Raw genomic sequence first — 22,942 nt, 5'->3', positions numbered from 1 at the left:
AGTTGTCAAGATACTAAAGAATAAATATCAGACCGAAGTTTTCTGAAGTCTGATATTTTTCTCTTCAAGTCTTTTCAATACTGATTGTTCTTTAACCAATAATTTATAAAAGAAAAATGGTAACAGATCCAATTTCAGATTTCCTAACTAGAGTAAGGAACGCACAAAGCGCAGGCCACAAAGTGGTGGAAATTCCTGCATCGAAAATCAAAAAGGAGATTACTAAGATCCTATTTGATCAAGGGTATATCTTAAACTTCAAGTTTGAAGATAACGCTGTTCAAGGAGTGATCAAAATCGCTTTAAAGTACGATAAGCAAACTAACAAACCTGCTATTAAGTCTATTCAAAGAGCTTCTAGACCAGGTTTGAGACAGTACAAAGGTTCTACTGAACTTCCAAGAGTACTAAACGGTTTGGGTATTTCTATCATCTCTACTTCTAAAGGAGTAATGACTGACAAGAAAGCTAGAGAAGAGAAAGTAGGCGGTGAAGTAATCTGCTATGTTTATTAATTTTTAATCAGAGGAAAATGTCAAGAATTGGTAAAGCAATTATAACAATTCCAGCAGGAGTTACAATCACTGAAAACAACGGTGTAGTAACTGTAAAAGGAGCTAAAGGAGAACTTTCTCAAGAGCTTACAGCAGGAATTACTGTAGAACAAAAAGATGGCGAACTGAATGTAAACAGACCATCTGATACTAAACAACACAAAGCGCTTCACGGTTTATACAGAGCGTTAATCAACAACATGATTGTTGGTGTAAATACAGGTTTCGAAAAGAAACTAGAACTAGTAGGGGTAGGATATAGAGCTTCACACGCAGGTCAAAAACTTGAGTTAGCTTTAGGATTCTCTCACGGTATCGTATTAGAACTTCCAAGTGAAGTAAAAGTTGATACATTGACTGAAAAAGGTAAAAACCCAATTATTACTTTAACGTCTCACGACAACCAACTTCTAGGAATGGTAGCTGCAAAGATCCGTTCTTTCAGAAAGCCTGAACCATACAAAGGAAAAGGTGTAAGATTCGTAGGAGAAATTGTTAGACGTAAAGCTGGTAAATCTGCTTAATAAATTATAAGTATTATGGCATTAAGTAAATTAGAAAAAAGAATAAGAATCAAAAGAAGAGTAAGAGGGAAAATCTCTGGATCTTCTGAATTGCCAAGATTATCTGTATACAAAAGTAATAAGGAAATTTACGCTCAGTTAATCGACGATAAAAATGGTAAAACTTTAGCATCAGCTTCTTCTAGAGAGAAAGGTGTAGACGCTAAAGGTACTAAGACTGAAGTTTCTGCTGCTGTTGGTAAAGCTATCGCTGCTAAAGCTATCGCTGCAGGAATCGAAAGTATTGTATTTGACAGAAACGGTTTCGTATATCACGGTAGAGTAAAAGCTCTAGCTGATGGTGCGAGAGAAGGAGGACTTAAATTCTAATCATTAAATTTCGGAAAATATGTTAGGACTAGATAATATAGAAAGAGTAAAACCGGGAGGATTAGAATTAAAAGATCGTCTCGTAGCTGTTAACAGAGTAACAAAAGTAACTAAAGGGGGTAGAGCTTTCGGATTTTCTGCTATTGTTGTAGTAGGAAATGAAGAAGGTATTATCGGTTTCGGTTTAGGAAAATCTAAAGAGGTTGCTTCTGCAATTGCTAAAGCAGTTGAAGACGCTAAGAAAAACCTTGTGAAAGTTCCTGTAATGAACCATACTATTCCTCACCAAACTACTGCTAGATACGGTGGTGCAGATATCTTCTTAAGACCTGCTTCTCACGGTACAGGACTTATCGCCGGTGGTGCGGTAAGAGCGGTATTGGAATCAGCTGGTATTCACGATATCCTTTCAAAATCTAAAGGATCTTCTAACCCTCACAACGTGGTGAAAGCTACTTTCAAAGCGTTATTGGATATCAGAAGACCAGAAGAGATCGCTAGAATGAGAGGAGTTTCTCTAAGTAAAGTGTTTAACGGTTAATAATAAAACAATGGCAACAATTAAAGTAAAGCAAGTAAGAAGCGCTATTGGTAGAACAAAAACCCAAAAGAGAACGCTTGAAGCATTAGGATTAAAAAAACTTCACCAAGTTGTAGAGCACGAAGCTACTCCTTCTATCTTAGGAATGATAGCTGCTGTAGGTCACTTACTAGAAGTTCAAAAATAATTTTATAAAAGAGAAATTAAAATGAATTTAAATAACATACAACCTGCTGCAGGATCTACTTTCAACTCAAAAAGAATTGGTAGAGGTCAAGGTACAGGAAAAGGAGGTACTTCAACAAAAGGACACAAAGGTCAGAAAGCTAGAGCTGGTTATTCTCAGAAGATCGGTTTCGAAGGTGGACAGATGCCTTTACAAAGAAGATTACCTAAATTCGGATTCAAAAACGTAAACAGAAAAGAGTTTAGAGGTGTTAACCTTGATACTATCCAAACTTTAATCGAGAACAAATCCATCACTGGAGAGATCACGAAAGAAGTTTTAGTAGCAAACGGGATCGTTTCTAAAAACGAATTAGTGAAAATTATGGGTAGAGGAGAATTGAAATCTGCGGTTTCAATCTCTGCTGATAAATTCACGAAATCTGCTGAAGAGCTTATTGCTAAGGCAGGTGGAAAAGCAATTACCTTATAATACTTACTAATGAAAGAATTTATACAAACACTTAAAAATATTTGGAGTCTTAAAGAATTGAGAGATAAAATTCTCTTCACTTTAGGTATTATCCTTGTGTATAGATTCGCATCTTATATCTCACTTCCTGCAATTAACCTTGCAGAGGTGGGAGATCTCTTAGAGCATTATAAAAATCAAGGCGGTAACAAGCAAGGAGCAGGTCTCCTTGGCTTGCTTTCGTCGTTTACGGGGGGAGCTTTCAGCCACGCTTCCGTAATGGCGTTAGGGATCATGCCTTATATTTCTGCTTCTATTATTGTTCAGTTGATGGGGATGGCTATTCCTTATCTTCAGAAGCTTCAGAAAGATGGAGAGTCAGGTAGAAATACATTGAACCAAATTACAAGATGGTTAACGATTGGAGTTTGTCTGGTACAGGCACCTTCTTACTTAACTTCTATTACTCAATTATTCTTACCATATGCTCAGTTCCAGTCTGCATACTATGTAGAGCCAAATTCAATCATGTTCTGGTTGCCAAGTATCGTTATTTTGGTTGCCGGTTCAGTATTTGCAATGTGGCTAGGTGAAAAGATTACCGATAAAGGTATCGGAAATGGTATTTCTATCCTTATTATGGTGGGAATCCTTTCAAGATTACCTGAGGCATTCGTACAGGAGATGGCCGTGCAGAACGGTAAAGGAGGAATGGGATCTATCATGATCCTTATTGAAGTATTATTCTGGATGGTGGTAGTTCTTCTCGCAGTAATCTTATCGGTTGCTGTTAGAAAAATTCCAATTCAGTATGTAAGCAGAGCTCAAGCAAGAGGAGGTGTAAACAAAAATCTTATGCAGGGAGCAAGACAATGGATTCCATTGAAAGTAAATGCTGCTGGTGTAATGCCGATTATCTTTGCTCAGGCATTGATGTTCGTACCAGGATTATTAACAAAATTCGATGAGTCTAACACTTTTCTTGCAGGTTTCAAGAATGTTTTTAGCTGGCAGTACAATGTATTGTTTGCGCTATTAATTATTATCTTCTCGTTTTTCTATACTGCAATTACAATTCCGGTAAACCAGATGGCTGATGATTTGAAGAGAAATGGAGGTTTAGTACCGAAAGTAAGACCCGGTAAAGAGACAGCAGATTACTTAGATGATATTTTATCAAAAATTACCTTGCCAGGTGCAATTTTTTTATCTATCTTTGCAGTCCTTCCAGCAATTGTGCATGGAAGCTTTGTTCAGACAGATGCGTTTGCCCTATTTTTCGGGGGAACGTCCCTATTAATTATGGTAGGTGTAATTTTAGATACAGTTCAACAGATTAATACTTATCTGCTGAATCATCATTATGATGGTTTAATGCAGTCTAAACTGTCTAGAACGACTGGATATTAATTTATGGCAAAACAAAAACATATTGAACAAGACGGCGTTATAACGGAAGCACTTTCGAACGCTCAGTTCCGTGTAGAACTTGAAAATGGGCATATTCTTATTGCTCATATTTCTGGTAAAATGAGAATGCATTATATTAAACTTTTACCTGGTGATAAGGTAAAACTAGAAATGTCTCCCTATGATTTAACGAAAGGGAGGATCACATTTAGATATTAAAAACATTTAGCCAAATGGAATTCTCATTCCATTTGGCATTTGTAAAAAATAAATACTATCAAAATGAAAGTAAGAGCATCAATTAAAAAAAGAAGCGCTGATTGCAAAATCGTACGCAGAAAAGGTGTACTGTTCGTAATCAACAAGAAGAACCCAAAATTTAAACAAAGACAAGGTTAATTAAATTATGGCGAGAATTGCAGGTATTGATTTACCAAAAAACAAAAGAGGAGTTATCGGTTTAACTTACATCTACGGAGTTGGAAGAAGTACTTCTTCTGAAATCCTTAAAGCTGCCGGTATCAGCGAAGACAAAAAAGTCAACGAATGGAATGACGATGAATTGGCTGCAATCAGAACTTATATCTTAGAAAACGTAAAAGTTGAAGGAGAATTAAGATCTGAAGTGCAATTGAACATCAAGAGATTGATGGACATAGGATGCCAACGAGGAATACGTCACAGACTTGGATTACCTTTAAGAGGCCAGAGAACGAAAAACAACTCTAGAACCCGAAAAGGAAAGAGAAAAACTGTTGCTAACAAGAAAAAAGCTAGTAAATAATCGTTAGGAATTATGGCAAAACAAACTAAAGTAGTTAAGAAGAGAAAAGTAAAAGTTGAAGCTATTGGTGAAGCGCATATTCAGGCTTCTTTCAATAACATCATCATTTCTTTAACAAATAAAAACGGAGAGGTTATCTCTTGGGCTTCTGCCGGTAAAATGGGTTTCAGAGGTTCTAAAAAGAATACTCCATTTGCTGCTCAGATGGCAGCTGAAAATTGCTCTGCTGTAGCTCACGAAGCTGGTTTAAGAAGAGTAAAGGTGTTTGTGAAAGGTCCAGGTGCAGGTAGAGAATCTGCTATCAGATCTATCCACAATTCAGGGATTGAAGTTTCAGAAATCGTTGACGTGACTCCTATGCCACACAACGGATGTAGACCACCAAAAAGAAGAAGAGTTTAATTTTTAGAATTTACCCATTATGGCAAGATATATTGGACCTAAAACTAAGATTGCTAGAAAGTTTGGTGCTGCAATCTACGGAGATGATAAAAACTTCGAAAAAAGAAAAAACCAACCGCCAGGACAACACGGTCCTAACAAAAGAAGAGGTGCTAAAAAATCAGAATACGCAGTTCAGTTGGCTGAAAAACAAAAAGCTAAATATACTTACGGTATCTTAGAAAGACAGTTTGCTAACTTATTTGAAAAAGCACACAGAAGCAAAGGAGTAACAGGTGAAGTTCTATTACAACTTTGTGAATCAAGATTGGATAACGTTGTATACAGATTAGGGTTTGCTAAAACTAGATCTGGTGCAAGACAATTAGTTTCTCACAGACACATCACTGTGAACGGAGAAATTCTTAATATCCCTTCTTACTTGGTAAAAGCTGGTGATGTAATCACTGTAAGAGAAAAGTCTAAGTCTCTTGAAGTTGTTACCAATGCATTGGCTTCTAAGTCAAACTATGAGTGGTTACAATTCAACGATGAGAAGAAAGAAGGTACCTTCATTTCTGCTCCAGAAAGAATCCAAATTCCGGAGGACATTAAGGAGAACCTTATCGTCGAACTTTACTCTAAATAATTTTTTAATCAAATTTTTGCTCAACCCAATAATATGGCAATTTTACAATTCATAAAACCCGATAAAGTAATTTTACTTAACTCTGATGAATTTAAAGGTCAATTTGAATTCAGACCTTTAGAACCAGGTTTCGGGCTTACAATCGGTAATGCTTTGAGAAGAGTGTTGCTTTCTTCTCTGGAAGGATACGCTATTTCATCTATCAAAATAGAAGGTGTAGAGCACGAATTTTCAACTATTCCAGGAGTAATCGAAGACGTTACCGAAATTATTCTTAACCTTAAGCAGGTAAGATTAAAAGCTTCAGCAGAAGGCCAGGCTAACGAGCAGGTTGTTGCTAAAGTTTCAGGTCAAACGATCATTACTGCTGGTGATTTAGGAAAATCGATCAACGGATTCGAGGTATTAAACCCGGATTTAATGATTTGTAACCTAAATACTGATGTAACTTTCGAAATTACTTTCAATATTGAAAAAGGTAGAGGATATGTTCCTTCAGAACAAAATAAGTCAAACAATGCTCCTGTAGGAACTATTGCTATTGACTCTATTTTCACGCCGATCAAGAAAGTACAATACAGCATTGAAAATTATCGTGTAGAGCAAAAAACAGACTACGAAAAACTTGTATTAGATATAGAAACTGACGGGTCTATCAGCCCTCAGAATGCTTTAACTGAAGCTTCTAAGATATTAATTTATCACTTCATGTTATTCTCTGATGAGAGAATCACGCTTGAAACAGAAGCTGTAAAAGCATCTATCCAGTACGATGAAGAAACTCTTCACACAAGACAACTTCTTAAGTCTAAATTAGCAGATATGGATCTTTCTGTAAGAGCCCTTAACTGTCTGAAAGCAGCTGAAGTAGAAACTCTTGGAGAATTGGTTTCTTACAGTAAGTCTGATTTGATGAAATTCAGAAATTTTGGTAAAAAATCTTTGACAGAACTAGAAGAATTAGTGCATTCAAAAGGTCTTAACTTCGGTTTCGACGTTGCAAAATATAAGTTAGACGCTGATAAATAATTAATAATGAGACACGGTAAAAAATTCAATCACTTAGGAAGAACAGCTTCTCACAGAAGTGCTTTACTTTCTAATATGGCTTGTTCTCTAATTGAGCATAAAAGAATCAACACTACTGTAGCTAAAGCTAAAGCTTTAAGAGTATATGTTGAGCCTCTATTAACAAAAGCAAAAGAAGATACTACACATAACAGAAGAGTAGTATTCTCTTACCTTCAAAATAAATTTGCGGTTGCTGAATTATTCAGAACTGTAGCTCCTAAAATCGCTGAAAGAAACGGTGGTTATACAAGAATCATTAAGACAGGTTTCAGACCAGGTGATGCTGCTGATATGGCTCTTATCGAATTAGTAGATTTCAACGAGCTTTACAACCCTAATGCTGAAGAGAAAAAAGCTACAAGAAGAAGCAGAAGATCAACTGCTGCACCTAAAAAAGCTGAAGCAGTAGTTGCTGAAGCTCCTGCAGTAGAAGAGAAAGTAGAAGAAGCTAAAGCTGATACTACTGAAGAAAAAACTGAAGAATAATATTCATTCAGATATAAATAAAAACCATCCGGAATCCGGATGGTTTTTTTGTTTTATAATCAAAGAACAAGATCTTATTAGATTTTCGTTCTTTTCAACTCAATAATATTATTACCCTGTTCAAGGTGAAGGCTGTCTCCTTTTACGTGTGCAGTCATATCATCTTTCTTGTAAATTGTTTCATCACCCTTTGTTTCTGTTTTTGGCAGCGTAAATGTTTTCTTATTGCTGGTAATAGCTACTGTACTTTCTTTCGGATCGTTTTTGAAAACAACCTTTACCAGAGTACCATCTGTAGCTTTATAAACAAAATCTGTTTTTTCAATTTTTTTACCATTTACATCTACTGTTGATGAACTTTGAGTCACAGAATCTATTTTTCCGTTGCTATCTGTAATTACAGTTTCTGAACTGTCTGTTTTGATAATGCTTTTGTTTCCGCTTTCACTTTTTTTACAGCTCACTACAGCCAATGCAAGTACAGCACCTAATGCTAAAAGACTTTTTTTCATGATTATATTATTTGATATTCAATATGATTTTTATACTTTAATTTTACAAAAATCATGCCTTACAATATGAGAAATTTTAACCGTTATTTATGCATATTTCTTTTATTTTTCTCCTTGAATACTATGTTTTCACAAAAGAGAAATTTTGAAATCAAAGATGGACATTTCTTCTTAAATGGAAAACCTTTCACGATTTATTCCGGAGAAATGCATTATCCAAGAGTTCCGTCAGAATACTGGAAGCATCGTATGCAGATGATGAAAGCCATGGGTTTGAATACAGTGACCACTTATGTTTTTTGGAATTATCATGAAGAAGCCCCGGGGAAGTGGAATTTTTCAGGCGAGAAAAACTTGCAGAAGTTTATAAAAACAGCTCAGGAAGTAGGTTTATATGTTATCATCCGCCCGGGACCTTATGTTTGTGCAGAGTGGGAATTTGGCGGATATCCATGGTGGCTGCAAAAGAATAAAGACCTTGAAATAAGAAGAGATAATAAATCCTTTTTAGAAGAATGTAATAAATACATCCATCAGTTGGCAAAACAGATTGTACCGCTGCAGATTAATAATGGAGGCACTGTGATTATGGTGCAGGCAGAAAATGAATTTGGATCATATGCAGCTCAGAGAAAAGATATTCCTCTTGAAGAGCACAGGAAATACAGCCATAAGATCAAAGAAATGCTATTGAAAAACGGAATTTCAGTGCCGTTATTTACTTCAGACGGGAGTTCACTTTTTAAAGGAGGTTCTATTGAAGGTGCTTTACCCACAGCAAATGGAGAGAGTGATATTGATGTTTTAAAGAAAAGTATCAATGAATATAATGGAGGGAAAGGTCCCTACATGGTAGCAGAATATTATCCGGGTTGGCTGGATCATTGGGCAGAACCTTTTGTTAAGGTTTCAACAGAAGAAGTCGTAAAGCAAACAAAGCTGTATATAGAAAATGGTATTTCTTTTAATTATTATATGATTCATGGGGGAACCAACTTTGGGTTTACGAGCGGTGCCAATTACGATAAGGATCATGACATCCAGCCGGATCTTACCAGCTATGATTATGATGCTCCCATAAGTGAAGCAGGATGGGCTACCTCTAAATACAATGCTTTGAGAGAAATTTTTCAAAAAATAAACAAGGATAAACTTCCTGACGTTCCAAAGCCAGTCAAAGTTATTACGATTCCAGCAATTGAATTTTCAAAAGTAAACTGTCTTTTTGATCTTACCGATCATCAGAAACCCGTTATAAGTGACAAGCCGCTCACATTTGAAGATCTGAATCTTGGAAACGGATATATGCTCTACAGAAGAAAGTTTGATAAAGATCAGAAAGGAAAACTAGAGATAAAAGGGTTGCGGGATTATGCGAATATCTACATCAATGGAAAATGGAAAGGAGAAATGAACAGGATACATAAAAAGTATGATCTAGATCTTGAAATAAAATCAGGAGACCGACTGGAAATTCTGGTGGAAAATATGGGTAGGATTAATTACGGAGCAGAGATTGTTCATAATCTAAAAGGAATTATAAGCCCTGTGAAAATGAACGGGATTGAGATGGTTGGAAACTGGGAAATGCTTCCTTTACCATTTGATACTTTTCCTAAACATCATTTTAAAAATAAGGATATTGCAGACCATTCACCTGTAATTCAGGAAGCTGAATTTACCCTTGATGAAACGGGAGATACTTTTCTTGATATGAGAAATTTTGGAAAGGGCATTGTTTTCATCAACGGAAAAAATGCAGGAAGATACTGGAGTACTGCAGGGCCCCAACAAACACTTTACATTCCTGGAGTATGGCTGAAAAAAGGTAAAAACCTCATTCAAATCTTTGAACAGATTGAGTTTCATCCTACTATAAGCAGTATTGATCATCCTATTCTTGATCAACTTGTGAAATAACGATTGATTTTATGATATGCATTAATATTTCATTGTTTTTGTTTTAATTTATTGTGAAATAATTAGGTTTATATTGTTTCTAAGTGGAAAATTGATTAAATTTAATAAAACTAAAAGACTGAAACCATCACGGCAAACTCAAACACTAATATTACACAAAGGTGTAATTGATTTCAAATTGTTTTCTGTTGAAATTTGCTTCAAACAAACAAAGTCATGAGCATTTCCATAGCCATAGTAGAAGACGAAAAAAACTACAACAATGCGTTGAAGAAGGTCATCGATTATCAGAAGGATATGAAGGTAATTGCTCAGTTCTTTGATGGGAATGATGCTATGATGAACCTCCCTGATATTTCTCCTGATGTCGTGATGATGGATATCCAGCTACAGGATATGCTCGGAATCGAAATCATAGAAAAACTCCGAAAAGAAATGCCCAATACACAGTTTATCATGTGTACCAGTTTTGATGATGATGAAAAAATCTTTAATTCTTTAAAAGCCGGCGCAATGGGATATTTGGTAAAAGGAGAAAGCATGGATAAGATTCTTTCGTCTATACGGGATGTGTATCATGGAGGGGCACCTATGAGTTTTTCTATTGCCAGAAGGGTATTGATGCATTTCGAAAAAAAACTTCCGGAAATAAAAGGCTTTGATGAACTTACGGAACGCGAAAAAGAAATTCTTGAACTTCTTTCACAAGGACTGCTCTACAAAGAGATTGCAGATCAGAAATTCATCAGTATTGATACCGTAAAAAAACACGTAGGAAATATTTACAGAAAACTTCACGTAAACAATAAAGTGGAGGCCGTTAATAAATTTAATCAATCAAAAAACTAAGAAATTATGGAAAATTTAAATGCAACAAGTCAGGAAGTTCTTGAGGATAAATTGTCTTACAGAGAAGGCCCTATCGGTAATAAACTTGATCAGTTAGTTGAAGGCGTAGAAATGCTGCCCATTAGCCGCATTCTGGCAGAAAGTTTTATGGATAGTGCTAAAAAGGGAGTTTTACCATTTATGCAAACTCATGATATAAATTTTAATCTTGGTGGTATTTATGCTGTAAAACATTCACTCCTGAAAGATGTGTGCGAGATTATGAATGAGATTAAGGCGACGTATTTAACATTTACTTTTGTACAGATAGATCCTCAGGATTCCAGGGTAAGACTCACACCGTATTCTGAGAACAAAGTGATCTATATGGTGGCCTCTTTACAAACACAAGGTAAAAATACTATTGATGAAAACAATTATCTCATCATTAATTCCAATCAGGATCTTACACTTAAAGAGCTGAAAATCTCCAATCAGAATTTAAAAGAGCTTAATGATTTTTATCTTGAGGATGGGCATCGGGTGTTGACTGATTATCTAGGACGAAACAATACCTTTTATATCAGTTACCATATCGTTGATCTGATAGATACCTTGTCAAAAGATGGTAGTGATACATTTATCATTAATCTTTGCGAGATCAGTGATGTAAAGAAAGTGATTCTTGAAAATAATCTTGGAGATAGATTTCGGGAAGATCAATATAAAAAGCACTTTGAAACACACGAAAAACAAATGACACTTGTTTTTAGTACAGACGAAGGATATTACGATATGGGTTCATTATATCCATAAAAATGGTAATTCAAATAATATACATTGCGGTACTCTTGGCAGCTACTGTAAAGTCTATAGTTTTAGCTGGAAAGAAAGGTATTTCCAGCCAAAACTATTTTGTGATATTTTTGTTTTTGTCACTTTGTCTGGAGCTGTATGGGCATTATAAAATATTTAATAAAGAATTTGACTTCGCTTATCTGTTTAATTATTACAGCATTTTTTTGATTATATTTTTTGGCATCTACTATGCTAAAATTTTTCCTAAGAAACTCAGCGTATTTTTCCGGTATTTTCTGATGGCCATACTTGCCTATATTATTCTGTTTGTAAAGTTTTATAGTGATAATTATGAAAATAGATTAGGAATATTAGTATGTTTTTATTTTATCATTAATGTGCTGGTTTGGTTTTATATCAGGTTAAAAACCTTTGAAGAAATAAAAATTCTGGATGATCCGCATTTCTGGGTTTCCTGTGGATTGCTTTTTTGGAGTATTTTCTTTATTTTCAGGTCTATTCCCATGTTTTTTCTTCAGGACAATGATCCAGGTCTTCTGCAAATTTTAAAGGTTATGCAGTATTGTGTTAATATCATCATGTATGGAATGTTCTATATTGCTTTGAGAAAATCTGAAAATAAGAACACAATATGAAGCAATTACCGGATACAATAAGATTGGCTTATATTATGGCAGTTATTTTGTTAATAACTTTTGTCATCTTTATTGTTTTAATAGTTGTTCTGTATAATAAAAGACAGCTTTTTTTTATTCAACAGCAGCAACTTAAAGAATCCGAACACCAAAACCAGCTTCTCCAGAAAGAACTGGAAAAACAAAAAATATTGGAACAGGAGCGGGAACGTATCTCCCACGATATGCACGATGATCTCGGAGCCGGAATTTCTGCATTGAAACTTCAGGCGGAATTTCTAAAACAGAAAGCAGAAGACGATGATCTGCAAAACGATATCGATGAACTTCTGAAGACCTCTGAAGAAATGAATATCTCCATGCGGGAAATGCTCTGGAGCCTGAACTCAGGAAATGACACATTAGGAAGCTTTGTTGATTATGCTGTTCTTTATACCGGAAATTTTCTAAAGAAAACAAAAATCGTGGTGTACTCGGAATATGAAAATATCATTGCAGAAACATCCCTTTCCACTGAAATGAGGCGTAATCTTTTTCTCTGTTTAAAAGAAGCCGTTAATAATGTCTATAAACACAGTCATGCAAGTACTTTGAAACTTTCATTTTTGCAGGAAGAAAATACCTTTTCAATGAAAATTTCTGATAACGGAACCGGGATTTCACAGGATCAGAAAGAAGGAAATGGTCTCCGGAATATGAAAAGAAGAATGAGTGAATTGTCTGGCGAATGCAATATCATTTCTGACAACTCAGGAACTTATCTGGTTTTTAAAATAATAGTATAAATAAATTACCCTTTTGTGTACTTGAAGGTACATTTTTTAGAGGGAAATTTGATATATAAAATTAAAAGCCATGAAAACTCTTATTAACGACAGTATTGGAGATTTAGAAGCTGCTTTAAAAAACAACAGTGATCTTCAGCAGAAGTTCAAAACAAATCCTATAGAAGCGATTAAAAATGTAGAAATAAGAAATCCTAAAGATACAGACTATTGGATCTACAGGATTATTGTACTGATGCTTGGGCTGGCAGTCATTGCTATTATTGCAGGACTTATTCTCATTGCTTACTGGAATGACGGATCCGCCAAAGATAATCAGCTGGTCACCATCTTTGCCACCATTTCATCAGGAGCAATAGGTGCTCTGGCTGGCCTTCTCTCTCCTTCACCCAGAAAATAATAAATAGCTTATCATAATTGTATAAAGAAGCTCACTTTTTAAGGTGAGTTTTTTTAGTGTTCCTCTATTTTTAAGATCCAGAAAATGTGGAATTATCATAATATAAATTAACTAAAATTTAACTTCGATTTATTTCAAAAAAATCCCGTGAAATACCCCTAAAAGTTAAATTTTGATTAAATTTGTCTAAACTAAAAAAAATAAAAAATGAGTGCAATTTCTTACATAGAAGCAAGACAGATTTTAGATTCCAGAGGAAATCCTACCATTGAAGTAGATGTATTTACAGAAAGCGGGGCAATGGGCCGTGCAGCTGTACCTTCAGGAGCGTCTACAGGAGAACACGAGGCGGTAGAATTACGTGACGGTGGTTCAGAATATCAGGGGAAAGGAGTTCTGAAAGCTGTTGAAAATGTTAAAGAAGTAATTGCAGAGAATTTAGTGGGCCAGCCGGTTTTTGAACAAAACTATATCGATCAGATTATGATTGATCTTGACGGAACGCCTAACAAAGGAAATCTTGGTGCCAATGCTATTCTTGGGGTTTCTTTGGCTGTAGCCAGAGCTGCCGCTGCAGAATTGGGAATGCCTCTTTATAAATATGTTGGAGGAGTAAATGCCAATACACTTCCTGTTCCAATGATGAATGTAATCAATGGTGGATCTCACTCAGATGCTCCTATCGCATTCCAGGAATTCATGATCATGCCGGTAAAAGCAGATTCTTTCTCTCACGCATTGAGAAAAGGAACTGAAATTTTCCACAATCTTAAATCTATTCTTCATTCAAGAGGATTATCTACTGCAGTAGGTGACGAAGGTGGTTTTGCACCTACTTTCAAAGGAACTGAAGATGCTTTGGATACTTTACTTCAAGCTATTGAAAAAGCAGGTTATAAGCCAGGTGACGACATTATGTTGGCACTAGACTGTGCAGCTTCTGAATTCTACAAGGACGGAATTTATGATTACAGAAAATTCCAGACTCCGGATGCGGCTCAGTTTTCAAGCAGCGAGCAGGTTTCTTACTTAGCGGAACTGGCTGCAAAATATCCAATCATTTCTATCGAAGATGGTATGCAGGAAAACGACTGGGAAGGTTGGAAAATGTTAACTGATAAAATCGGTGACAGAGTACAGCTGGTAGGAGATGACTTATTCGTAACCAACGTAGAAAGACTATCCAGAGGAGTAAAAGAAAATATTGCCAACTCAATCCTTGTAAAAGTAAACCAGATCGGTTCTCTTTCTGAAACAATGGCTGCTGTACAAATGGCTCAGAACAACAAGTTCACTTCAGTAATGTCTCACAGATCAGGAGAAACTGAAGATTCTACAATCGCTGATTTAGCTGTAGCAATGAACTGTGGACAGATCAAAACAGGTTCTGCTTCAAGATCAGACAGAATGGCAAAATACAACCAGTTATTGAGAATTGAAGAAGCTTTAGGTGAAACTGCAATTTTCCCAGGATTGGAAGCATTTAAAATCAAAAGATAATTAATCGAATTTATAAATAACGGCAAGCGAAATTTTTAGTTTGCCGTATTTTATGGAAAGTGGTATATTTAAAAAAAATAAATAAATAATGTCAGACAACAAAGTAATATTGAATTACGACGGTAATTCATATGAATATCCTATCGTGGATAGTACTATCGGAGACAGAGGGATTGATATTTCAAAATTAAGAGACCAGACAGGTTTGATCACTCTGGATTTAGGTTACAAAAATACAGGAGCTACTATTAGCGACATCACTTACTTAGACGGAGATAAAGGAGAATTATTCTACAGAGGTTATCCAATCGAGCAGATTGCTGAAAAATCTAACTTCACTGAAGTAATGTATCTTTTATTACATGGAGAATTACCTACTCAGGATCAGTTTGCTTCATTCGACAACAACATTAAAAAATATAACTTCATCGCAGACGAAATGAAAAAGATCATTGATGTTTTTCCTCGTTCTGCTCACCCTATGGGAGTTTTATCTTCTATGACTTCTGCATTGACCGCTTTCAACCCAAAGGCAGTTAACGTAAACTCTAAAGAAGAAATGGATCACGCTGCAGAGCTGATGATCGCTAAGTTCTCTCACCTTTGTGCTTGGACTTACAGAAAAACTCAAGGTTTACCATTAAACCACGGGGATAACAACCTAAACTACGTAGAGAACTTCTACAAAATGGCATTCAGATTACCAAATGCTGATTTCGAAATCGATCCGGTAGTTGTAGGTGCTTTAGATAAATTATTAATTCTTCACGCAGACCACGAACAAAACTGTTCTACTTCTACAGTAAGAATGGTAGGTTCTGCTCACACAGGTCTTTTCGCTTCTATCTCTGCAGGGGTTTCTGCACTTTGGGGACCACTTCACGGTGGAGCTAACCAGGCAGTAATCGAAATGCTTGAATTGATCGAAAAAGATGGAGGTGACGTATCTAAATATGTTGCTAAAGCGAAAGATAAGAGTGATAACTTCCGTCTAATGGGATTCGGACACAGAGTTTACAAAAACTTCGACCCAAGAGCGAAAATTATCAAGAAAGCTGCTGATGATATCCTTACCGCATTAGGAATCCAGGATAAAGCTCTTGACATTGCTATGCAGTTAGAAAGAGTAGCGCTTGAAGACGAATACTTCGTAGAAAGAAAGCTATATCCAAACGTAGATTTCTATTCAGGAATCATCTACAGAGCGTTAGGAATTCCTACAGAAATGTTTACTGTAATGTTTGCATTAGGAAGACTTCCGGGATGGATTTCTCAATGGAAAGAAATGAGACTGAAAGGAGACCCGATCGGAAGACCAAGACAGGTTTACCAAGGTGCTCAGGAAAGAAACTACATCGATATTGCAAGCAGATAATATTTGCTTATACCATAAAAAGAACCCCAAAGCAAGCTTTGGGATTCTTTGTTTATAATTTATATAACTAAACCGAATAAGAAAGCCTGCTTTTTCAAGCAGGCTTTCGTTTTTTATTATGGGCATTGGCATCTGTCACATGTCCAGATATAGCAGTTTCCTGCATCATCCCATTCGCAGCATCTTCTGCCTGTTGAGATTGGAGCACCTCCCATTACCGATTTTTGTTGATCTCTTCCTAATTTTTGTGCATTTTTCAGCACTGGATTGTTCTTGTTCATGACTTTGATTTTTGGTGTTAATAGTTACGTTTTACTGTTTATAATTTCGCGAAAATTATATCACTAATATAGGAAATTAAATAATATAAATATCTGTTTTTTGCTTCTTATGTAGATGGAAAATAGCAAGTTGTAGATGTTTTTGGAACTATTCACTGCAGTTGACGGAACAGACAAGGAAATTTTGTGGAAGGGTGCTGGTTTTGTAAGCCAAATTTAATACATAAAATAATGCAAAAGTTTTACAGATAGAGACCTTTACTTATATTTGTAGTATTGCATAAATCTTTATGAGACTAAACATTAAAAACGAAACGGGGAGGCTGAAGTCAGTAGTTCTAGGCCAGCCTAATTCATTGGGAGCAGTTCCCACCCTAGAGGAAAGTTATGACGCAAAGTCATATTATTCAATCGAACACAACATTTATCCTAAAGAAGAGGATATTATCAATGAAATGAATGCTTTTGAAGCAGTGTTAAAAAAGTATGGCGTTGAAGTACTGCGTCCAAGTATCATCAAAGACTACAACCAGGTTTTTTCCAGAGATGTAGCCTTTGTAATTGATGACAAAATGATCATTTCTAATGTGATCGCAGACAGAGCAGACGAGCAGGAAGCATACAAAAGCGTTTTTGAAAAAGTAGCATGGAGAAAGATCATTAACCTTCCGGAAACAGCACACATTGAAGGAGGAGATGTAATTGTATGGAATGATTTTATTTTTATCGGAACCTGCTTCAGCGAGGATTACAGAAACTATAAAACGGCAAGAACCAACGAGTATGCCATTGAAATCTTGAAAGAATATTTTCCAAAGAAAAGAATCATTGATCTGGAACTGAAAAAAAACGATAAAGTTCCGTTTGAAGGTATTCTGCATTTGGACTGCACATTTAATCCGGTAGGAGAAGACAAATGTATCATTTATAAAAACGGGTTTGTGGATGAAAGCGATTACCGTTTAATCATCGATATTTTCGGAGAAGAAAACTGTTTCCACATCAATGATGAAGAAATGTTTGAAATGTTCCCGAATATTTTCTCCATTTCACCTGATGTAGTAGTTTCAGACAAAGCATTCACCAGAATGAATGATCACCTGAGAAACGAATGGGGAATGACCGTTGAAGAAATTCCTTACAGAGAAATCTCTAAAATGGGAGGCTTGTTGAGATGCTCTACAATGCCGCTTGTGAGAGAATAATTGAGTGGGAGCGTTTTAGGATTTGAGAGTGTAAGTGTTTTAAGTTCTGGGAGTTATAGTGTTGGTGGGTTTAAATATTTTTTTAATTTTAAACAAATATTAGGTATGTCAACAATTAAATTTCATCAGGACCTAAAAGTTTATCAAAAATCATTTGAAACAGCACAACTGATTTATGAATTCTCAAAATCCTATCCGAAAGAAGAACTTTATTCACTTACAGATCAGATAAGAAGATCATCAAGATCTGTAACTGCAAATATTAGCGAGGCTTGGGGAAAAAGAAAATATGAAAAATCCTTCATCGCTAAGCTTACGGATTCAGAGGGAGAAGCAAGAGAAACCCAAACATGGCTTCAATTCGCTTTTGCTTGTAAGTATATAAATGAAGAGCAGTATGATCATCTGCACAAAGAATATAATCAAATAATAGGAATGTTAGTTAATATGATGAGTCAGTCAGAAAAATGGTGTTCATTTTCTCCGATTAAAAAGGAAGAAAATAATTGATAAACCGTTGTGAAAACACTCAAACATTCATACGCTATCACCCTCAAACTTAGAAAAAATGCAAACAACAGATACAGTATTAATGATAGAACCGATTGCATTCGGTTATAACGCTGAAACAGCGAAAAACAATTACTTTCAGGTAGAACAAACGGGTTCTGATATCCAGTCGAAAGCTTTGGCGGAGTTCAACACCTTTGTTGGAAAACTGAGAGGAAAAGGAATCAATGTAATCACGATAAAAGATACGTTGAATCCTCATACTCCGGATTCTATTTTCCCAAACAACTGGGTAAGTTTCCATAAAGACGGGAAAGTAGTTTTATATCCGATGTTCGCTTCCAACAGAAGAGTGGAAAGGAGAGAAGATATTATTGAAAGCATCAAAGATCAGGGCTTTGAAGTTGCTGAAATTGATGACTGGTCTTTTCCTGAAACTCAGGGACATTTCCTGGAAGGCACGGGAAGTATGATTTTCGATCACGATAATAAAATTGCTTACGGTTCCGTTTCTTTGAGGCTGGATGAAAAACTGTTCAGAGAATTCTGTACAAAATTCGGGTTCACTCCGGTTGTTTTTCACTCATTTCAGACGGTAGGAACAGAAAGACTTCCGATCTACCACACCAATGTCATGATGTGTGTAGCGGATAAGTTTGTCGTAATCTGCCTGGACTGTATTGATGATGAGCTGGAAAGAGAAAAAGTAACAGAAACTATTAAAGGTTCCGGAAAAGAAATCATCGAAATTTCAGAAGAGCAGATGCAGCAGTTTGCGGGAAATATGCTTCAGGTTCAAAATAAAGACGGTGAGAAATTCCTGGTAATGAGCCAGACTGCTTACCAGTCTTTAGCTGCAGATCAGGTGGCAGCGATTGAAAAATACTGCGAAATTATCTATTCAGACCTGAATACCATTGAAGTAAATGGAGGAGGAAGTGCAAGATGTATGCTTGCTGAGGTTTTTCTTCCAAAAAAATAATATATTTACGAAAAAATTAATTGAACCCATTATCAAGTAAAGGTTTACATATTCTTCTGACTTTGGAAACAGAGTCAGAAGATTTGTTATTAGACAGCAAAGGTTTTCTCGAGTTTACAGAAGAAATTCTGAAAACCAAAGAGGTGGAAATTGTAGGAGTAACCAATCATATTTTTGAAAATGAAAGCTTTACTTCCGCAGTAATCCTTAAAGAATCTCACCTTTGTATTCATACGTGGCCGGAGTTTAAACAGCTTACTTTTGATGTTTTCCTTTGCAATTATTCACAGGACAATACCACAAAAGTAGAGCAGATTGCAGATGAGGTGGTTCAGTATTTTAAAGCTAATACCATTCAGAAACACAAAATTTACAGATAACAAATGCACTATGTCTGCCCAGCATGCGAATCAGAAAATAAATTAGACCTCACTTTTCCTGTTGAAGAATATGTTTGCAATACCTGTTCTCATCTCATTGATGTAGCTGAAAACAAAAAGATTAAACATTTGAAAGTCCCTACAGAAAACGTTGCGTTGGATGTCGGGCAAAAAGGAAAAATAGGAGAGGAAGAATATACTGTTGTTGCCATTATTGTCAAGCGGTATGGTTCCAGTATTTTCTGGCGCGAATATTATCTCAAAGACAGCAAAGGAAATGATGCTTTCCTGAGCGAAAGTGATGGGCATTGGGTTTTCCTAATTCCAATGCATCCTGACGATTTTAAAAGTAAAAGCTCGAAATTACCAACCTTTGCCGGGCGAACGTATCGCTGGTACGAAAATTCTCAATGCAGTATTGAGGCTGCCGCCGGTTTTTTTGATGAACATCTGGATTTCAGCATTGCTACCTATAAAGAATACGTCAACGGAACACGCATGATCTCTCAGGAGAAGAGCAGCAAAAAAAGTCAGTATTTTTATGGGGTGCATATTTCAAAATATGAGGTTAAAAGAGCTTTTAAAATAGCTAATATGCCCTATTATACAGGAGTTGGGATTGTTCAGCCTTATTATTTCGATATGAAACAGGCTTTAAACATCTTTTGTGTAGCAGCATTAATGATATGTCTGCTTCAGTTGTATGTTTATATCTCAAGAACAAACGAAACTGTTTTTGAGCAGTCGATCAACTTCGCTGATGTAAAAGATAAAGAGCTTGTCAGTAAAAGCTTTACCCTTTCGGGCGGCTCAGCACCATTAAAAGTCAATGCTTTTTCAGCGGTTGATAATTCATGGGCGAATATTCAGCTGAGTCTTGTGAATGAGAATACTAACGAGGTGGTATATACTTCAAAAGATATTGAACAATACCACGGTTATGAAGATGGCGAAAGCTGGTCGGAAGGAAATCAGTCGGAAGAATTCAACCTCTGTGGAGTAAGCTCGGGAAAATATCATTTCCTTATTTCAGCTGAAAAAGAAGGATCATTATTACCTGCATTTTCCGGTCTTCAGTCGTCAGATTCGAAAGTATTGATCTCCAGGGATAAATCCGGGGTTCTGGATGTTACTGATCTCTATACAGCACAATCTACCACTTTCATAGACGGAAGAACCCTTGAAAAAGATACCACAGAATTGGGTAAACTGGTGAAAGCATCCTTTGGAACTTCAAAAATAGATTCCCTGATCAATGCTGAAGGACTAAAGCTTACAACGGATATTGTTGCATCAAACAATGATGTTAAGATCAAAGCAACCTGGCTTCCTGTCTCATTCTGGAATTTCGGAGTTATTTTATTCATAATGATTATTCTGTTTGTAGCGATGCTTATGGGAAAACATTCCTTTAATGTGAAGAAATGGAAGAACAGTTCAAACACCCCTTATTCTACATCATGATGAACAATATTTTAAGTTACATAAGACAAAACCTGATGCTCTGCCTGATCGGAGGATTTTTCATAACCCTGTTTGTATACCTTACCTACCAGGGAAATCAGGTCTGTGACTGTGCCAAAACAGAAACATACCGCGACGGAACTACAAAAAGCCACTCCAGAGGAGGAGTTGGATTCTACAGATACTATCACAAATAAAAATATAAAACTATGGACAACATCAATTTCTTACCCATATTAAACTCGGTACTTTACTCATTTCTGGGAATCGCTATTCTGCTGGTATGCTATTTCATTATTGAAAAACTTACCCCGGAAAAAACATGGCATGAGATCGCTCAGAACAAAAATATAGCACTGGCTATTGTTTTCGGAGCATTTATCATCGGAATTTCAATGATTATAAGCGCTGCGATTCATGGATAAGAAGAGGATTCCTCTTGAGCTGCTTTTATTGTTTTCAGTATTCGTCATTGCTACATGTGGATTGATTTATGAATTGGTGGCCGGAGCCCTGGCGAGCTATCTTTTAGGAGACTCTGTAAAGCAGTTTTCTTTCATTATCGGGGTGTATCTGTTTTCAATGGGAGTAGGTTCTTACTTTGCGAAATTCATCAAGGGAAATCTTATTGATAAATTCGTTGAAATCGAAATCCTTGTAGGAATAGTGGGCGGAATCAGTTCTGTTGTACTGTTTATTTTGTTCAATACCCTTGCCCATTTTGAAAGCGTTCTCTATCTTTTTGTCTTTTTCACAGGATGCCTCGTTGGAGTAGAAATTCCGCTTTTGATGAACATTCTGAAAGACAGAGTGCAGTTTAAAGATTTAGTTTCAAATGTCTTTGCATTCGATTATATCGGAGCTTTACTGGCTTCGATTCTTTTTCCATTGGTGTTAATTCCGAAGCTGGGAATTGTAAAAACGCCTTTATTTTTCGGATTGATTAATATCTCTATTGCAATATTTCTATGTTACTACCTTAAAAAAGAATTGTCGAAACCATTCTCCTTAAAAGTAAAGTCTATTGCAGCCTTTGTTTTTCTGCTGGGACTTTTCATTTTCTCAGATACTATTTTGTCTTATTCCGAAGAAAAATTATATGGTGAAAATGTAGTGTATACCAAAAGCTCACCCTATCAGAGAATTGTGCTGACGAGAAATACGCATGAGTTTCGTCTCTATTTAAATAACAACTTACAGTTTTCATCCACTGATGAATACCGTTATCATGAAGCCCTAGTACATCCTGCGATGTCTATGGCAAAAAATATTGATCACGTTCTGATTCTGGGAGGAGGAGATGGTTTTGCTGCAAGAGAAGTATTGAAATACAAAGACGTTAAAAAAATAACGCTTGTGGATTTGGATGGTGAAATGACTCAGTTTTTCAAGACCAATGAAACCATGCGCAGACTGAACCAAAGTTCTTTTTCCAATCCTAAAGTGGAAGTCATCAACAAAGACGCCTATATTTGGGTTAAAGAGAACAAAAAAAAGTTTGATGTCATTATCATCGACTTTCCCGATCCATCCAATTACAGCTTGGGAAAACTCTATTCCCTGCAGTTTTATAAAGAACTGGAAAGATTGACGACTCTTGATACCAAAATTGTGGTTCAAACCACCTCTCCGTATTTTGCTCCGAAATCTTTCTGGTGTATAGAAAAAACGATCAATCAGATTTTTCCTTTCACAGCCGCATATCACACCTATGTTCCGTCTTTTGGGGAATGGGGATTTTCTATGGCTTCGTTTGAACCGATCAACAACAGGATCTACAGAAAAATTCCTGGGTTAAAATATTATGATTACAACTTTTCACAGATGTCCTATTTTAATAAAGATATGAAAGTGAAAGACGTAGAAGTTAACCGTCTGGACAACCAGATATTAGTTCGTTATTTTGATGAAGAGTGGGGAAAAGTACAGTAGAAAGGATT

Annotated in this window: 32 protein-coding genes; 30 read left to right on the top strand and 2 right to left on the bottom strand. The window is 36.1% G+C overall.

The features are described from left to right. Positions 1-116 precede the first annotated feature (116 nt). From rpsH to rplQ, 14 genes are all read left to right on the top strand, one after another. Positions 117-515, top strand: coding sequence for a 30S ribosomal protein S8 (gene rpsH, locus JOE44_RS14845; RefSeq protein ID WP_047376575.1), 399 nt, complete (start codon positions 117-119; stop codon positions 513-515). Positions 516-532: 17 nt separating this feature from the next. Further along, the gene (rplF, locus tag JOE44_RS14840; protein WP_105683337.1) at positions 533-1,078 is read left to right on the top strand and encodes a 50S ribosomal protein L6; all 546 of its coding nucleotides are present in this window, start codon (positions 533-535) and stop codon (positions 1,076-1,078) included. Positions 1,079-1,093: 15 nt separating this feature from the next. Then, the gene (gene rplR / locus JOE44_RS14835; protein WP_034694689.1) at positions 1,094-1,447 is read left to right on the top strand and encodes a 50S ribosomal protein L18; all 354 of its coding nucleotides are present in this window, start codon (positions 1,094-1,096) and stop codon (positions 1,445-1,447) included. 19 nt (positions 1,448-1,466) lie between these two features. Further along, positions 1,467-1,988 (top strand): 30S ribosomal protein S5, encoded by a 522-nt coding sequence (rpsE, locus tag JOE44_RS14830; protein WP_045491132.1) that lies wholly within the window; start codon positions 1,467-1,469, stop codon positions 1,986-1,988. A gap of 10 nt (positions 1,989-1,998) precedes the next feature. Further along, positions 1,999-2,175 (top strand): 50S ribosomal protein L30, encoded by a 177-nt coding sequence (gene rpmD / locus JOE44_RS14825; protein ID WP_027371710.1) that lies wholly within the window; start codon positions 1,999-2,001, stop codon positions 2,173-2,175. Between the two features lie 21 nt (positions 2,176-2,196). Continuing rightward, a complete protein-coding gene (rplO, locus tag JOE44_RS14820; protein WP_089734597.1) occupies positions 2,197-2,646 on the top strand; it encodes a 50S ribosomal protein L15 in 450 nt (149 codons plus the stop codon). Between the two features lie 9 nt (positions 2,647-2,655). Then, entirely contained in the window at positions 2,656-4,035 is a 1,380-nt protein-coding gene (secY, locus tag JOE44_RS14815) for a preprotein translocase subunit SecY (RefSeq protein ID WP_105683339.1), read from the top strand. Positions 4,036-4,038: 3 nt separating this feature from the next. Then, the gene (gene infA, locus JOE44_RS14810; RefSeq protein WP_034684855.1) at positions 4,039-4,254 is read left to right on the top strand and encodes a translation initiation factor IF-1; all 216 of its coding nucleotides are present in this window, start codon (positions 4,039-4,041) and stop codon (positions 4,252-4,254) included. A 63-nt stretch (positions 4,255-4,317) separates the two neighbouring features. Beyond that, entirely contained in the window at positions 4,318-4,434 is a 117-nt protein-coding gene (gene rpmJ, locus JOE44_RS14805; RefSeq protein WP_007839480.1) for a 50S ribosomal protein L36, read from the top strand. A gap of 7 nt (positions 4,435-4,441) precedes the next feature. Beyond that, positions 4,442-4,819, top strand: a complete 378-nt coding sequence (gene rpsM, locus JOE44_RS14800; protein WP_034694696.1) for a 30S ribosomal protein S13 — start codon at positions 4,442-4,444, stop codon at positions 4,817-4,819. A gap of 12 nt (positions 4,820-4,831) precedes the next feature. Next, complete coding sequence (gene rpsK / locus JOE44_RS14795) at positions 4,832-5,221, top strand: 30S ribosomal protein S11 (protein WP_034694697.1); 390 nt, start codon at positions 4,832-4,834, stop codon at positions 5,219-5,221. 19 nt (positions 5,222-5,240) lie between these two features. After that, on the top strand, positions 5,241-5,849 hold the full coding sequence (gene rpsD, locus JOE44_RS14790) for a 30S ribosomal protein S4 (protein WP_047096812.1): 609 nt from the start codon (positions 5,241-5,243) through the stop codon (positions 5,847-5,849). A 33-nt stretch (positions 5,850-5,882) separates the two neighbouring features. After that, entirely contained in the window at positions 5,883-6,878 is a 996-nt protein-coding gene (locus JOE44_RS14785; RefSeq protein ID WP_089734595.1) for a DNA-directed RNA polymerase subunit alpha, read from the top strand. Positions 6,879-6,884: 6 nt separating this feature from the next. Beyond that, entirely contained in the window at positions 6,885-7,406 is a 522-nt protein-coding gene (rplQ, locus tag JOE44_RS14780) for a 50S ribosomal protein L17 (protein WP_047422412.1), read from the top strand. Between the two features lie 77 nt (positions 7,407-7,483). On the opposite strand, the gene JOE44_RS14775 is transcribed toward rplQ, so the two are convergent. Further along, the gene (locus tag JOE44_RS14775) at positions 7,484-7,918 is read right to left on the bottom strand and encodes a hypothetical protein (protein WP_209786164.1); all 435 of its coding nucleotides are present in this window, start codon (positions 7,916-7,918) and stop codon (positions 7,484-7,486) included. 123 nt (positions 7,919-8,041) lie between these two features. On the opposite strand from JOE44_RS14775, the gene JOE44_RS14770 reads away from it, so the two are divergent. The 8 genes from JOE44_RS14770 to JOE44_RS14735 all read left to right on the top strand — a co-directional run bounded on the left by JOE44_RS14770 (position 8,042) and on the right by JOE44_RS14735 (position 16,180). Continuing rightward, on the top strand, positions 8,042-9,838 hold the full coding sequence (locus tag JOE44_RS14770; RefSeq protein WP_348635058.1) for a beta-galactosidase family protein: 1,797 nt from the start codon (positions 8,042-8,044) through the stop codon (positions 9,836-9,838). Between the two features lie 216 nt (positions 9,839-10,054). After that, positions 10,055-10,687 carry a response regulator transcription factor gene (locus JOE44_RS14765; RefSeq protein WP_209786162.1) on the top strand — a complete coding sequence of 211 codons (633 nt, stop codon included), beginning with the start codon at positions 10,055-10,057 and terminating at the stop codon, positions 10,685-10,687. Positions 10,688-10,693: 6 nt separating this feature from the next. Further along, positions 10,694-11,482, top strand: coding sequence for a hypothetical protein (locus tag JOE44_RS14760; protein WP_209786161.1), 789 nt, complete (start codon positions 10,694-10,696; stop codon positions 11,480-11,482). Positions 11,483-11,484: 2 nt separating this feature from the next. Continuing rightward, entirely contained in the window at positions 11,485-12,120 is a 636-nt protein-coding gene (locus JOE44_RS14755) for a hypothetical protein (protein WP_209786160.1), read from the top strand. Then, complete coding sequence (locus tag JOE44_RS14750) at positions 12,117-12,905, top strand: histidine kinase (protein WP_209786159.1); 789 nt, start codon at positions 12,117-12,119, stop codon at positions 12,903-12,905. Before JOE44_RS14755 ends, JOE44_RS14750 begins: the two co-directional genes overlap by 4 nt. 70 nt (positions 12,906-12,975) lie before the next feature. After that, positions 12,976-13,305: a hypothetical protein gene (locus tag JOE44_RS14745; protein WP_209786158.1), complete on the top strand. Its 330-nt coding sequence runs from the start codon at positions 12,976-12,978 to the stop codon at positions 13,303-13,305. Positions 13,306-13,512: 207 nt separating this feature from the next. Further along, on the top strand, positions 13,513-14,805 hold the full coding sequence (gene eno / locus JOE44_RS14740; RefSeq protein WP_105683346.1) for a phosphopyruvate hydratase: 1,293 nt from the start codon (positions 13,513-13,515) through the stop codon (positions 14,803-14,805). 88 nt (positions 14,806-14,893) lie between these two features. Beyond that, the gene (locus tag JOE44_RS14735) at positions 14,894-16,180 is read left to right on the top strand and encodes a citrate synthase (protein ID WP_209786157.1); all 1,287 of its coding nucleotides are present in this window, start codon (positions 14,894-14,896) and stop codon (positions 16,178-16,180) included. 116 nt (positions 16,181-16,296) lie between these two features. Here JOE44_RS14735 and JOE44_RS14730 read toward each other — a convergent pair whose 3' ends face one another. Then, positions 16,297-16,461 (bottom strand): hypothetical protein, encoded by a 165-nt coding sequence (locus JOE44_RS14730; RefSeq protein ID WP_156121335.1) that lies wholly within the window; start codon positions 16,459-16,461, stop codon positions 16,297-16,299. Between the two features lie 290 nt (positions 16,462-16,751). Here JOE44_RS14730 and JOE44_RS14725 point away from each other — a divergent pair, with 290 nt between their 5' ends. The 8 genes from JOE44_RS14725 (at position 16,752) to JOE44_RS14690 (ending at position 22,934) form a co-directional block, all read left to right on the top strand. Next, complete coding sequence (locus JOE44_RS14725) at positions 16,752-17,666, top strand: arginine deiminase family protein (protein ID WP_209786156.1); 915 nt, start codon at positions 16,752-16,754, stop codon at positions 17,664-17,666. 105 nt (positions 17,667-17,771) lie between these two features. Next, a complete protein-coding gene (locus tag JOE44_RS14720) occupies positions 17,772-18,176 on the top strand; it encodes a four helix bundle protein (RefSeq protein ID WP_209786155.1) in 405 nt (134 codons plus the stop codon). A gap of 58 nt (positions 18,177-18,234) precedes the next feature. Next, on the top strand, positions 18,235-19,158 hold the full coding sequence (locus JOE44_RS14715; RefSeq protein WP_209786154.1) for an arginine deiminase-related protein: 924 nt from the start codon (positions 18,235-18,237) through the stop codon (positions 19,156-19,158). Between the two features lie 20 nt (positions 19,159-19,178). Next, positions 19,179-19,538 (top strand): S-adenosylmethionine decarboxylase, encoded by a 360-nt coding sequence (locus JOE44_RS14710; RefSeq protein ID WP_105683354.1) that lies wholly within the window; start codon positions 19,179-19,181, stop codon positions 19,536-19,538. 3 nt (positions 19,539-19,541) lie between these two features. Beyond that, entirely contained in the window at positions 19,542-21,002 is a 1,461-nt protein-coding gene (locus tag JOE44_RS14705; RefSeq protein ID WP_209786153.1) for a DUF4178 domain-containing protein, read from the top strand. Beyond that, a complete protein-coding gene (locus JOE44_RS14700; protein ID WP_209786152.1) occupies positions 20,999-21,199 on the top strand; it encodes a hypothetical protein in 201 nt (66 codons plus the stop codon). The genes JOE44_RS14705 and JOE44_RS14700 overlap by 4 nt, the downstream gene beginning before the upstream one ends. Before the next feature lie 12 nt (positions 21,200-21,211). After that, positions 21,212-21,427, top strand: coding sequence for a DUF350 domain-containing protein (locus JOE44_RS14695; protein WP_045491052.1), 216 nt, complete (start codon positions 21,212-21,214; stop codon positions 21,425-21,427). Then, positions 21,420-22,934 (top strand): polyamine aminopropyltransferase, encoded by a 1,515-nt coding sequence (locus tag JOE44_RS14690; RefSeq protein ID WP_209786151.1) that lies wholly within the window; start codon positions 21,420-21,422, stop codon positions 22,932-22,934. The genes JOE44_RS14695 and JOE44_RS14690 overlap by 8 nt, the downstream gene beginning before the upstream one ends. Positions 22,935-22,942: the final 8 nt, after the last annotated feature.

This window comes from Chryseobacterium sp. PvR013 (assembly GCF_017833095.1).
Taxonomy (GTDB): domain Bacteria; phylum Bacteroidota; class Bacteroidia; order Flavobacteriales; family Weeksellaceae; genus Chryseobacterium; species Chryseobacterium culicis_A.
The sequence above is the reverse complement of the archived record's forward strand: the minus strand, read 5'-3'. Positions and strand labels throughout refer to the sequence as shown.